Source organism: Wolbachia endosymbiont (group A) of Andrena helvola (genome assembly GCF_964028415.1).
Lineage (GTDB): Bacteria > Pseudomonadota > Alphaproteobacteria > Rickettsiales > Anaplasmataceae > Wolbachia > Wolbachia pipientis.
The window spans coordinates 549,805-562,644 of sequence record NZ_OZ034779.1 but is presented as its reverse complement, the minus strand read 5'-3'; the positions used below and the strand labels follow the sequence as shown (position 1 = coordinate 562,644).

14 protein-coding genes and 1 pseudogene are annotated in these 12,840 nt (G+C 33.7%); 7 read left to right on the top strand and 8 right to left on the bottom strand.

From position 1 onward, the window contains the following. The first annotated feature begins 78 nt into the window (after nt 1–78). Nucleotides 79–1,161: a Fic family protein gene (locus ABWU73_RS03020; protein ID WP_174515935.1), complete on the top strand. Its 1,083-nt coding sequence runs from the start codon at nt 79–81 to the stop codon at nt 1,159–1,161. A gap of 201 nt (nt 1,162–1,362) precedes the next feature. Continuing rightward, nucleotides 1,363–2,445 carry an efflux RND transporter periplasmic adaptor subunit gene (locus ABWU73_RS03015; protein WP_174515936.1) on the top strand — a complete coding sequence of 361 codons (1,083 nt, stop codon included), beginning with the start codon at nt 1,363–1,365 and terminating at the stop codon, nt 2,443–2,445. Nucleotides 2,446–2,545: 100 nt separating this feature from the next. Here ABWU73_RS03015 and ABWU73_RS03010 read toward each other — a convergent pair whose 3' ends face one another. The 7 genes from ABWU73_RS03010 to ABWU73_RS02980 all read right to left on the bottom strand — a co-directional run bounded on the left by ABWU73_RS03010 (nt 2,546) and on the right by ABWU73_RS02980 (nt 5,041). Continuing rightward, nucleotides 2,546–2,710, bottom strand: a complete 165-nt coding sequence (locus ABWU73_RS03010; RefSeq protein WP_010082072.1) for an IS3 family transposase — start codon at nt 2,708–2,710, stop codon at nt 2,546–2,548. After that, on the bottom strand, nt 2,703–2,864 hold the full coding sequence (locus tag ABWU73_RS03005) for a DDE-type integrase/transposase/recombinase (protein WP_010082071.1): 162 nt from the start codon (nt 2,862–2,864) through the stop codon (nt 2,703–2,705). The genes ABWU73_RS03010 and ABWU73_RS03005 overlap by 8 nt, the downstream gene beginning before the upstream one ends. A 3-nt stretch (nt 2,865–2,867) precedes the next feature. Beyond that, complete coding sequence (locus tag ABWU73_RS03000) at nt 2,868–3,164, bottom strand: IS3 family transposase (RefSeq protein ID WP_094189604.1); 297 nt, start codon at nt 3,162–3,164, stop codon at nt 2,868–2,870. 122 nt (nt 3,165–3,286) lie between these two features. Then, on the bottom strand, nt 3,287–3,589 hold the full coding sequence (locus ABWU73_RS02995) for a transposase (protein ID WP_264373917.1): 303 nt from the start codon (nt 3,587–3,589) through the stop codon (nt 3,287–3,289). 79 nt (nt 3,590–3,668) lie between these two features. Continuing rightward, complete coding sequence (locus ABWU73_RS02990; protein ID WP_233700147.1) at nt 3,669–3,872, bottom strand: septum formation initiator family protein; 204 nt, start codon at nt 3,870–3,872, stop codon at nt 3,669–3,671. A 160-nt stretch (nt 3,873–4,032) separates the two neighbouring features. Continuing rightward, complete coding sequence (gene ykgO / locus ABWU73_RS02985; RefSeq protein WP_006279631.1) at nt 4,033–4,161, bottom strand: type B 50S ribosomal protein L36; 129 nt, start codon at nt 4,159–4,161, stop codon at nt 4,033–4,035. A 49-nt stretch (nt 4,162–4,210) separates the two neighbouring features. Then, nucleotides 4,211–5,041, bottom strand: coding sequence for a pyruvate, water dikinase regulatory protein (locus tag ABWU73_RS02980; protein ID WP_006280267.1), 831 nt, complete (start codon nt 5,039–5,041; stop codon nt 4,211–4,213). A gap of 135 nt (nt 5,042–5,176) precedes the next feature. Here ABWU73_RS02980 and ccmC point away from each other — a divergent pair, with 135 nt between their 5' ends. Together ccmC and ABWU73_RS02970 are read left to right on the top strand one after the other, a co-directional pair. Further along, nucleotides 5,177–5,887 carry a heme ABC transporter permease CcmC gene (gene ccmC, locus ABWU73_RS02975; RefSeq protein WP_264329559.1) on the top strand — a complete coding sequence of 237 codons (711 nt, stop codon included), beginning with the start codon at nt 5,177–5,179 and terminating at the stop codon, nt 5,885–5,887. A gap of 26 nt (nt 5,888–5,913) precedes the next feature. After that, entirely contained in the window at nt 5,914–6,240 is a 327-nt protein-coding gene (locus ABWU73_RS02970; protein WP_264329558.1) for a hypothetical protein, read from the top strand. Here the strand turns inward: ABWU73_RS02970 and ABWU73_RS02965 are convergent. After that, the gene (locus tag ABWU73_RS02965; RefSeq protein ID WP_264329557.1) at nt 6,194–7,858 is read right to left on the bottom strand and encodes a hypothetical protein; all 1,665 of its coding nucleotides are present in this window, start codon (nt 7,856–7,858) and stop codon (nt 6,194–6,196) included. The two genes, ABWU73_RS02970 and ABWU73_RS02965, sit on opposite strands and share 47 nt — an antisense overlap. Nucleotides 7,859–8,038: 180 nt before the next feature. Here ABWU73_RS02965 and ABWU73_RS02960 point away from each other — a divergent pair, with 180 nt between their 5' ends. The 3 genes and pseudogenes from ABWU73_RS02960 to ABWU73_RS02950 all read left to right on the top strand — a co-directional run bounded on the left by ABWU73_RS02960 (nt 8,039) and on the right by ABWU73_RS02950 (nt 12,838). After that, complete coding sequence (locus ABWU73_RS02960) at nt 8,039–9,316, top strand: adenylosuccinate synthase (RefSeq protein WP_353285522.1); 1,278 nt, start codon at nt 8,039–8,041, stop codon at nt 9,314–9,316. A 103-nt stretch (nt 9,317–9,419) separates the two neighbouring features. Beyond that, a pseudogene (locus ABWU73_RS02955) lies at nt 9,420–10,148 on the top strand (IS5 family transposase). A gap of 251 nt (nt 10,149–10,399) precedes the next feature. After that, nucleotides 10,400–12,838 (top strand): hypothetical protein, encoded by a 2,439-nt coding sequence (locus ABWU73_RS02950; RefSeq protein WP_264329556.1) that lies wholly within the window; start codon nt 10,400–10,402, stop codon nt 12,836–12,838. The last annotated feature ends 2 nt before the right edge of the window (nt 12,839–12,840 follow it).

The following is a 12,840-nucleotide window of genomic DNA, read 5'->3' as shown; positions in this document are numbered from 1 at the left end:
GCTGTGCATATAAAGTTTACTATTGACTTTTATCACATTATCTCACATTATCTCACATAATATGCATGTGAGAAGAATATGAACTGGAAGAATTTTCGTCTTAGTACGCGTCTCAACCTAGAAGGGCCTGTAATTGAGCAAGTGTACGAGTTAATTACTGCAGTTGATAGTGTTAAAAATAGCTGGCAGATAACGAAAAAACTACTACCACAAACAATTGAAAGATTAACTCATTCAGTTATTGTTACATCTTCTGGCGCTTCTAACCGTATTGAAGGAAATCGTCTAACCGATAAAGAAGTTGAGGATCTATATAAAAACCTACGTGTCAAAAAATTTAAAAATAGAGATGAGCAAGAAATTGCTGGCTACTTAGAAATGCTTAAACTAATATTTCATGATTATACGGATATTCCAATTAGTGAGTCATCAATATTGCACATTAACAACCAGATGCTACTTTATAGTGAAAAAGATTTGTATCATAGAGGAAAATACAAAGCAAGTTCTAATAGAGTTGAGGCAAAAGATCAGAATGGAAAAGTTGTTGGTATAATTTTTGATCCCACACCACCTTACCTTGTTAGAAAGGAAGTACAAGAGCTTATTGATTGGTATCACTGGTCCTTAAATAATAAATTTAAGCATCCTCTTATTATTATTGCTAACTTTGTTTTTGAGTATCTGGCAATACACCCTTTTCAAGATGGGAATGGCAGAACTAGTAGATTGATGACTAATTTAATGCTGTTGCAGCAGGGTTATGATTTTGTATCTATTGTATCACATGAAAAGATAATTGAAACTAACAAACTTGATTACTATTTAGCGCTTAATAAAACACAAAGTAGCTGGAAAAGTAGCAAAGAAGATATTTCCCCATGGTTAATATTTTTTCTTAATGTGCTCAAAACGCAAGCAAATGAGGCGCATTATATTCTTGAGAGGGAGAATACTGAATATTTATTATCAAGAAAACAATTATTCTTCTGGGAATGGGCACTTAGCCTTGCAGATAAAGAATTTAGTAGAAAAGATGCTATAGAAGCTCTAGGATTTCCTCCAAGAACAGTAGAGGCAATTACAAAGAAACTGCTAGGGATGAAATACTTACAGCGTCTTGGAGAAGGCAAAGCCACTAGATATAAAGTTATTATTTAAAAGTTTTAGTATGTTTTTCGAGATTTTTTTAAATCCAGTCTTATGCACAACCTTGTTTGCAATTTTATTCGATTAAAAATTGCATTTTAGCAATAAAAAACTTACTTATTATAGGAAAATCTTGTGTTTGTTCTCATATAAAACTATTTATGGAGTGACAATGGTACATGTATTATACTTACATTTCTGATTCGAAAATTTATGCAGTTGTTTCTAACAAGATTGGTCAACAAATTCTATTGTTTAAAGATGAGAAATAAAGTAATCATCATTTCCAGTATTGCTTTTATTCTACTGTTTTTTATCAGTAGTGCATTTTTAAAAAAAGATCAGGCGGTTCATAGCGATAATGCAACTAGTAGCTTTTCAGTAAAAACTCAAGAATGTGCGCCGCAAAACCGCACTATATATTTAAATTTTTCTGGTACAGTAAATCCCTTACATAGAGCTAGCCTTGTCTCAAAAATAAGTGGTAAGATTATTGCTATTTATTTACCTGATGGTGAAAAGGTAAAAAGAGATGATGTAGTGTTAAAGATAGAAGATTATGACAGGATTGAGCAAGCTCAGAAAGCCAAAGCTTTATTAAAGCAGCGTGAAATTGAGTATGATTCCTCTCACAAACTGAATAAAAAAGGCTATGGGGCACAAATACAAGTAGAAGCAGCTTTTACTGCGTTACAAAGTGCAAAAGCTGACCTAAAAAGGCTAGAATTGGATTTAGAAAATACTGCAGTCACATCTCCTATAGATGGTTATATTGATAAAATCAATGCAAACGAAGGGGATTTTGTTAATGCTGGGCAAAAAATAGCTGACGTGGTTAATTTCGATCAAATTCTTGTAGTGTTATACGTTTCGGAAAATGAAGTAAATAAAATAGAGCTAGGCAGCACAGCTCAAATTAATTTGCTGGACGGAAAAGAATTGGCAGGTGAAGTAAGTTTTATTAGTAAAATTGCTGAGCCTAAAACTGGGTCTTATAGGGTAGAAGTAAAGGTAACTAATAATAAAATGATATCCTTGCAGGGACTAACTGCCAACGTAAGGCTACCTTCAGGCGAAAGATTTGCATATAAAGTTCCTTCTTCAGCCCTGAGCTTAAGTGACGAGGGTGCTCTTGGAATAAAGATTGTTGATGACAATAATTATGTAGTATTTGCACCAATAGAAATTGTTGATCATGAGAGCGATGGGGTTTGGATAGTAGCAAATAACGAAGATAAACCCATAAAGTTAATAGTATTGGGCCACCTATTTGTTAAGCCTGGTGATAAGGTTTAAGACATAAGATCCTTTGACCTTACCCAGAAAAAGTGGAGAGAAAGTGTGGAATGTTTTTTACAAAAAGAATGATGCATCAAATTGTTCTGGAATGCAATAGTTAATAGTGACGTTGTTTGTTATAAAAAATTTCTATGTATTCAAATATTGCAGTTCTAGTTTGTTGAGCAGAGTGTTGTGAAGTATCAATAAGTATTTCTCTTTTCAATGAGCTAAAGAAGCTTTCTGCAACAGAATTGTCGTAACAACAGCCTTTATTACTCATCTATATTCTTTACAGCTAAGAGATATTGATACCCTTGCGCAGTATATTGTGAACCTTGGTCACTGTGCAGCAGTAGATTTTTAACAGGTTTACGCCTATTAATGGCCATTAATAAAGAGTTCATAACCAATTGTTTATTTATTGCACTACTCATTAACTACCATACGTGAGAATTATTGCTGCCAAATATAGCCATCCCTCCTTGGTTTTGATGTAAGTAATCCCATACTTTATTTGGTTGATCAACAATAAAGTTTTGATCTAGTATATTGGGAGCTACAGCTCTATTATCTGTTTGTTGTTTTTTAATTTTAAACTTTCTTCTCAGTATAGCCCTGATGTCATTTTTCTGCATAATACTTTGCACCGTTTTCAAATTGCAACTTTTACCCAAAGCCTTCAATTCAGCATGAATTTTAGGAGCTCCATATCTACATTTAGAAACTTGATATATTTTTTGAATAGCTTCGAGTAGCTCTTTATTTGCTGATTCTCTACTGCTTATTTTTCTTGTGGTCCACTTATAGTAGCCACTAGCAGAAAATCCTACATAATTCCTGTACTTTATAGCAGTTACTATATAAAAAAATATTTTACTCTTTTTGACTGGCCAGGGCTTTTTTTTAAATGTCTCTTTCCCTTGTTACTCTTGCTTTGTAAATCAAACCTCTCTTTGTCGTAAGGAGCCATGTTACCTCTACCTGGAAATGCATTTGCCGCTGACTTTTTTTCGTTGTGTTTCTTTATCCATTTTCCTAATAAACCACCCTTTATTCCTAAATCTCTTGCTATTTTTGTAATTGTTTGACCTGCCTTTCTTTGTTCATTTGCCAGTTTAACAGCTTCCAATTTGAATTCTGCCGTATATTCTCTTACCATTTCTAATCCTCCAAAATTTTATTTTACCCAAAAAAACTCTTTTCTTTCTCTCCACTTTTTCTGGGTAAGGTCACTACTGCTATTCCACGTCAAGAACAACCATAAGTTCATTAGGGTTCACATAACCTAAAGCATTTTTTGCTTGCTCATCAAGCAGATCTAAATCTAAACTTTTTTCATATAAGCCAAATACTTTGTTGTCCAACTTTTCCTTTTCAGAAGAGACATCCTTTAGCAAAAGTTTATTGTACTCGATTTCTTTTTTTAAATCGATTAACGTCAATAAGCCACGTTTACCTGTAATTGTGCTAATGCTGAAATATAATGTAAGGGAAGAAATGAGTAAGGCTGCGCTTAAACACAGTAACTTTTGCTTCTTTTTAGATATAAGCACCGTACTTTCACATATAAAAAATATATAACATGAAAAGGTGAACAAAAAGCTAAGAACCTTGACGCGCTTTACACCTTGGCTTTACCTTATTTATAATGTAAATCTTACCACCCCTTTTCACAACTTTACAATTTTTATCTCTGTTACGATGAGATTTTAGCGACCCTTTGACTTTCATATCTATAGTAAGAATTAAATTACTTTACATTATAATCACTTATCAAGAGTTAGTCAATTGATAACATTTTATTAAAATATTGTATAATTGTTGCTGATACTTCTTCGATCGACTTTTGCGTGACATCGATAATTGGCCAGTTATTCTGTTTAAAGAGCTCCTCTGCTTCTTTAATTTCCTTTTCTACTTTCTCAGGGTTAGCATATATATTATTATCTTCGTTGTTAATTGAAGTAAGTCTATTTTTGCGTATTTCTATTAGCCTACTTACGTCTATTGTTACCCCTATCGTTAGTTTATTTTTTAATTTTGCCAAGTCAACATAAAAGGGTACTCCACTAACAAAAGGAATATTTGCAACTTTATAGCCTCGGTAAGCTAAATACGTACTGGTGGGAGATTTTGATGTACGTGAAACTCCAACCAAAATTATATCTGCTTTATCAATATCTTGAATATTTTGTCCATCATCATGATTAATAGTGTAGTTTATTGCCTCAATGCGCTGAAAATATTCGTTATTTATCTCAGTATGCAAGTCAAGCTTTTCGTCTTTTTCAATTTCAAGATAAGACGAAATTTCTCTAATAATATGTGATAATATTGCTCTATAGGGAATTTTCAACTTTATACAGTTATCTTTTAGATATTTTCTTAGCTCATCATCAGTAATAGTGCATATAACAAAATTATGCTCATCACTTTTCCTATTAATTTCCTCCAGAATTTTGTCAATCTGCTCTTCTCCTTTTACAAAAGACCAAACATATTCGATCGTTTCTACAGAACGAAAGTGTTTCAGAGCTGATTTTGCAACTGATATAACAGTTTCACCACTTGAATCTGATACTAAGTGTAGATTAAGCTTTTTAAGGGTCATATACTAAAAATAATAGCTAGCAATCTGCTACTGAAATTATGCTAATTTGTTGACCTACGTAAATATAGAAAAACTATCCTGTTGATAAAACTCAAACTAATTGGTAAATTCTTAACACAATTATTCTCAAAACGAATGTTTTTATTAAAGCCTACAAATTTCTCTTATTTTTCTAAGAAAGCTCTACCTTGGCTTGGGGTGATTTGTTTCGCATGTTTTTTAATTGGAATGTCTTTGGCGTTATTCTTCTCCCCAGAAGATTATAAACAAGGAGAAATTGTACGAATTATGTATCTTCATGTGCCTTCTGCATGGCTTGCTCTTGGAATATATGGATTAATTGCATCACTCAGTTTCATTTCATTGGTGTGGAACAATAGCATTGCTAGTGTCTTGGCACATGCTGCTGCTCCTGCAGGGACAGTCTTTTCGGCAATATGTTTAATCACAGGCAGCATCTGGGGAAAAGGAACCTGGGGCACTTGGTGGGTATGGGATGCAAGGCTTACTTCAATGCTGATTTTATTTTTCCTATATGTTGGCTACCTTTCATTGTGGAGCGCTTTTGATAATGAAGCGAGGGCAGAAAAATCAGCAGCAGTATTTGCCATTTTTAGTGCTATAAATATTCCCATAGTAAAATTTTCTGTGAATTTATGGTCTACTCTTCATCAGCCTGCAAGCATTTTGAGAAGAGGTGGAGTAGCAATAGAAGGTTCTTTGCTGTTGCCACTCATTGTAATGTTTATGTTTTGTGCCACATTTTTTTTAGTAGTGTGGATACTGTATTCGCTTCATTTGATTAATTCGTACAAAATAAAGAGAGAAATCAGTATGCGGTATTAGGTAGCTTTGTAAGTATACAGGTAAATATGCTAGAGAGAATTAGGCAAAATATCTTTGGTCACTTTAAATACTTGCCTGCTGAAACTGAAGAACGTGCTATGTTATGTGATCTAACTAATTTTAAAAGCAGCAATGACCAACTAACTAGAATAGATCAGGTATTGAATCGAGATCAACTTGAACATTTTACCAACGTTCTTGAAACATATGATGCAACGGCACGTAGTTTTTACGATGAGGTGCGCTGTAAAATAGCAACCGTTGCAACCATGAACTCTAAAATATTTAAGGAGCCTACCAGTATCTTTAAAGTAAATGTTCATGTGATTCCACAGATAATTTCTGTTTTTTGATTCTATCTGTCCATTTATCATTTTCTATATCTTGTTTGTTGGTTGCTCTTTTTTCTTGCTCAACAATTGCCTTATCTACCTTCTGATAAATTGCATCAATTGCATTAATTGCATTTTTTTCTTTGTATACTTCGCTTTTCCCTTCAATAATTAACTTAATAAAAGTATTTACAACAGACTGCACTTGATTATGATTAATATGGCCTCTTATCAAAGAAGGTAAAGAGCCTAATTCCATTATATGTTGACCTATGTTATTATCTATACCTTCTGTATGCATTAACATTTCATCATCAAACTCTTTCAATACTTCTGATGCTATTTTACCTTGAAAGGAAAGCCCTAAATTATCTGCTACTTCACTTATTAATAACTCTCTGTTTTCTTTATTATCTTCCAATTTAGCATAATCACTCAATAGATCCATAACTGTAGATACTCTGACTTCAACAAGATCATTAACATCTTCTAGAGCAAGTCCTAACCCCAAGAACCTCTCTCTGAGATTTTCGCTTAAAAGATTGATAAACTCTTCATTTGCATCTGATCCTGTAGTAGATATTGTACCATCTAAATAGTTACTTTGAGTACCTAAGCTATGCTCTATTTGTATTTTTGTCTCAGGTTTAAATCCTAATTTTGCACAGAATTTCTGAAAATATTCTTTAATAATGTCAAACAAGTTCTTGCCATTATCTTTATAATTTTTTAACTCTTCAGGAATAGTAAGTGACAATTTACCATCTCTGTATGTTACAAAGTCTTCACTATTGTGAGATTCAATTGTAAATTCCAATGAACTGGGCAGATTACATATCTTATCGCCATGCATAACTTGATTTTTAACAGAGAGTATTGGTAGCCTCATATCAGATCTAATTCTCACATTATTTTGGTTAGCACAATCAATGTTTATTACTTTTTTAGGATTTTCTACTATGAACGACTGTCCAAGTGCAAGTTGAGTTTGTATAAATGGAGCAGCCTCATACCCTGCTTGATTACAATTGGTGACTAGCTCTTCTAAAATAGCATCACTTGGAACTTCCGCACTAGCGTATCTAAACATTTTCTTGAAAACTTCTTTTGCAAAGGAACGGTAATCCTTGTTTTCATCTCTCTCTGTAGGTAATAGATGGATATACCCGTGGCCAGCATTGTAAAATTCTTCAAATTCTTTCTTATATGAATCAGTTTTTTGATAATCAGCAGTTTTGGGATTCTCGCAGTGATCCTTCCACAGCTCACCCAATGCATCACTTGCAAGCTCTTTCTCAATATCTTCAAGTACTGAAGCAACAAATGCTTTGCCATGATCCGTATCTATTTCTCTTGTTCCTTTTTTGTTAAATATTTCGTCATTATATATATCATCACTATTAAAAAGTTCGCTTTTGCGGTGCTTAGCTCCTTCCTTAAATGCAATAATAAGATTTTTATCTATTTCTTTTCCGTTAATAATAAAATTCATCCTTTGAAAATCTAAGAACATTGTTTCACCGGAATTCGCTAATTTATTATCTTGATCTGCTCTTAATTTACTAAAATTGAACTCTTTAGCTGTGGCCTTTAATCTAACTACTGGACTCTTATTATTTTTTCCTTTTGTCTCTTTCATAAATAACACCTTACTGTAAATATGCTGTAAGTTATATCATATAATGATGAATAATTTGGTAATATATTAAGAAAATCGACAGTATATTTCTTTATTTAAGGGGTGTAGGAAAGGCGTAGATTTCTCTTTCCATTTGTAGCGTACTGCATTAATATTTATGTATTAATCTAGAAAATAATGATGAATAACATTGTAATTGTTGGTCTGCAATGGGGTGACGAAGGCAAGGGTAAAATAGTAGATTATCTTTCTGAGAATGCAGATGTAGTTGTGAGATTTCAGGGAGGAAATAATGCAGGGCACACTATAGTAGTAGATGATGAGGTTTATAAATTAAATTTACTGCCCTCTGCTGTTTTGAGGCCAGGCAAAATATCTATCATAGGAAATGGCGTTGCTCTTGATCCACACGCTCTAATCTCAGAAATAGAGTCATTGAAAGTTAAAGGAGTAGACGTAAACTATAACAACTTGATGGTATCCGAGAGCTGTCCATTAATACTTAGCATACATAAGGACAAGGAAAAGCTATTTGAAGATTTAAATGGAAATCACAAAATTGATACAACAAACAAAGGGATAGGGCCATGTTATGAAGATAAAGTTGGAAGGAGAGCTATACGCCTTTGTGACTTAGAAAACGCAGATGAGCTCAATAAAAGAGTGGATACTCTTTTGAATTACCACAATGCTATCAGGAAAGGCCTTAACTACCAGGTGGTTAAAAAAGAAGAAATATTAAAGGAAATTCAAGAGATTTCAGAAAAAATTCTTTCATATAAAAAACCTGTGTGGAAGATATTAAATGACTTGATGAAAGAAGGTAAGAAAATAATATTTGAAGGTGCCCAAGGCGCATTTTTAGATATCGACCACGGAACTTACCCTTTTGTTACTTCAAGTAATACTGTAGCATCGCAAGCAATAACAGGCTCAGGGTTATCCTCCAATGCTTACATTATTGGTGTGGTAAAAGCTTATACAACAAGAGTGGGCAATGGCCCATTTCCTACTGAGCAGAAAAATGAAGTAGGAGATAGCTTGTTTACTATAGGTAAGGAACTTGGAACAGTGAGCAATAGAAGAAGGCGTTGCGGATGGTTCGATGCAGTTTTAGTGCGCCAGGCCGTACAACTCTCTGGAGTTTCAAGCATTGTATTAACCAAATTAGATGTGCTTAATTCTTTTGATACAATTAAAATATGCACTGGTTACAAGTATAGCGGAAAAATGTATGATTATTTACCCGCATCGCATTCAATACAAGGGGAATTAGAGCCAATATATGAAGAGTTTCCTGGCTGGAAAGAAAACACTCAAGGTAAAAGGTCGATTGAAACATTGCCTATCAATTTAATAAAATATATAGAAGGGTTAGAAAAATTAATAGGTGTACCAATTCATCTAATCTCAACTAGTCCAAAGAGAGAGGATGTTATTAAGCTTAAAGATTTCTGAAAACGTCTTTGTATCTTAGAGCCTGTACGTAATCTCAAAAAAGAGATAAAGTGAGAGGATAAAGTATATAAAGTAGGATATGCGAAGTTTATAACCAAGTGACATAAGTCGAGAAAAGTTTGAGATTATTGTAGCAGATCTGGAATCTTGCAGAAAGAAGACAAAACCAAGAACACTTGATTTACATGATATATTTTGTGGAGTGTTATACGTGTTAAAAAGTGGTTGCCAGTGGAGAATGGTATCAAAAGAGTTCCCAAAATGGCGCAATTGTTACGACTATTTTAAGAAGTGGAGTGAAAAACCAGATGTAAATAAAGAAAGTGTTCTGGAGCTGGTATTAAAAAAAAATAATTGCGACAAAACAATGGTCGGAAAAGCTTCTGCATAATTGATGCACAGAGTATAAAAAATGCAGATACTGCTGAAGCTATGATGCAGGCAAGAAGATTTCAGGGCCGTATTGCAGTAGATACGCAAGCATGCAATTTATACAACAACAGCAGAGATAACTGACCGTAGCAGTGCTGTGAGAATGGTCGAAAATGCAAAAGAAAACCTCTCGGGAGTTAAAAATGTACTGGTTGATGCAGGCTATACTGGAGAGAATTTTGTAACTCAAATAAAAACGATTATTGGTGCAACCGTTGAAGTGATCAAAAGAAATGAATTACGTTCCTTTGTTGTATTGCCCAAAAGATGGGTTGTGGAGCGATCTTTTGCTTGGTTAGAAAAATGTAGAAGATTGTGGAAAAATTGTGAGCGAAAACTCAATACTAGCCTACAAATGGTCGTTCTGGCTTTCACTGCCTTACTTCTGAAAAAATTATGAACAGGCTCTTACTAACTCTTATCTAATAAAAAAAATACTTGTGTAACTTCGAATAGTCTATTATGCAAGACAGCAGTATAAACATGTAGTAAGAAATGTATAATGAAAAATAAAAGCTCAAGTTTAACACTTGCAGTTATTTTTACACAATTAAGTAATCATAAAAGTTAGTGTAGGACGAGGTTATACAGTTTGATTTCTTTTAATATATGTTAATTGGTATAATATAAATATAGTTAAGGAGGCGTATTATGACTGGAAGTTTGGCTAAGGAAGAAAAAACAGCAGAGGCAGGAAAAACAAGTAATCAGTCAGAGAATTATGATGTTGAATCAGTTATAAGGGTAGCATCATGTGCTTGGAATGCAATACATTGCTTGTTGGCATTTTATGAATACGATCTATATTCGTCATGGCTTGAATCGCATTTTACATCCCTCAAGGACTGTATCAATAAAATGGAAAAAGACAATTCTTTCACTAAGGACTCTGCTATAATAAAGTTCTGCCGCTCAATTGCAGAAAATAATAAATTATACAAAGAGTTAAAAAATTTAAATAATCCTGCTGAAAAATTTTCTCAATTAGAGAAGATAATAACAGGCTTTAAACTAAAAGACCTAGGAGACAAGGTAAGCTTCTTAATGCTTTTGAAAGAAGAAAGTGACTTCACTGCTATACAGAAGGCTTATAGAGATGAGTGGAGTTTTTATGATCTAATAAATGATAGAGATTTTAAAAAAACGTACATAGATAAAGCAGTAACAGAGTCTGCTAATAAGAGCTTTAAGAAAGATATAGATAAATGCATAAAGTTGGCAGAGCAGGGAAAAAAAGCTGCAAGTAAATATCTTGGAAGGAAAGGCGTAGAGCTTCAAGCTTATTACACAGAAACTGATAACGCTTATAGAGTTTTGAATATCAACTCTATTAATTACAATAGAAGTGAGCCAACCAGGATTAGTAACATTTTACAGCAAGAGAAAGATATTAAAGAGCTGAATATCTATTGCAATAAAAAACATGAAATACACGCTCATCGGAAAGGTAAGGAAAGATATTATAAATTTAAAGAGGGCGCATATTATGAAATGAAAAGCACTTGGCCTGTAAAGGATGGATCCGAAATGTGTACCATGATTATGAATGTGAGTAGCGATGGCATAACTGAAGTACTAAAATTTAATGATGAAGATTTTGTGCTATCGGATGAGATCTTAGAATTAATAAAGCAAAACGATGAATTATATATTCAAGGTCTCTCCTTATATGATGCTGTACTAGAAAAAGGTAAGGCTGCTGATGTTGTACCTACTGCTAATAATAATTTTCAAAATGAGTCTATAGCGGCCTATCGCGAGGAACCAGAGGGGGAATTAGACCCTAAAGTTGATGCTGACAATAGCCTTCCTCCTTCTATTAATAGCAATGCATCAACTCAAACGGAAGTCAATTTACAACACACTGAAACTCAAACAGAAGTTGCTTCACAACAAATTGAAACTAAAACGGAAGTCAATTTACAGCACACTGGAACTCAGACAGAATTTGCTTCACAACAAATGGATGAATTGATTTTAAATAATCAGATGCTGTCCGAAAAAAACGTTGAATTGAAGCAAGAAATGTCAAATTTGAAAAAAGAAGCTGTTGAATTGAAGCAAAAAATAGAAGCAGGGTTGCAAGTGATAAATAAAAAGCACCATGAATTAATACAAGAAAATCAGCGACTACAGGAGAAACTAGAAACAACCCAAGCAGAAGCTAATCAAACAATTGTAAAGTTAGAGAAGCAGAATAGCAATTTACAAGACAGGTTTGAAAAAGAGGAGCAAAAAAACACGGAATTGCAAACTGAACTGGCACAAAAAAATGAAGAATTAGCAGGTGTGTTAAAAGAGCTACAAGGGAAAGCACAAGAACTTAAAGGTGTATATGAAGAAAAAAGAAAGCTAAAGGAAGAGCTGAAAATTGTTAATGCAGGAAAGAAGAATTTGGAAAAAGAGCTAAATCAAGCACGAGAAGATGCGGAACAGATAATGGTTGAACGACGCCAGCAGAAAGAGCGCTTGAAAGATCAGCTAAGAGAATTAGATCAGGAATATAAGGTACAAGTAGAAATTGAGCAAAAGATTAAAGAATCAGATAGGCAGGATAGCGATTTACAAGATACACTTGGAGAAGAGAGACTAAAACTCAACATTGAAGAACTAGAAAACGAGTACGAGGAATTTCCAGGAGATAAGGTGCTTACACTTGAACTCACTAAAGATGAAGATAAAGTCGAAGAGTTAAGAAACGAGCTAGAGCGTGAGAAAGAAAAGTGTAAACAATTATTAGAAGAAGAAAATGAATGGGGTGATGAATTGGTAGGAATGCTTGATGGACTGGAAGAAAAAATTCGTGCTGATGAACAAAGGAGCTTCAACAATCAATTAACGGGAGAAATTTCTAATGAGTCTGGTAATGCCCCACGACAGAAGAAAAGGTTATCCAAATCTTCAAGCGTTGATAATGAGTCTTATGTTCCACTGAGAGAGAAGACAACATTACTCAGATCTTTAAGCGTTGATAGTGGACTTGATAGCGATGAAGAAAATTGTGATAATGATTTATCTTTCAACATAAGTCCTATAAGTTCTATTGAGAAGGTGGCAGAGAGTAGAAACGTAGGTAGGGTATCATTGTGAAG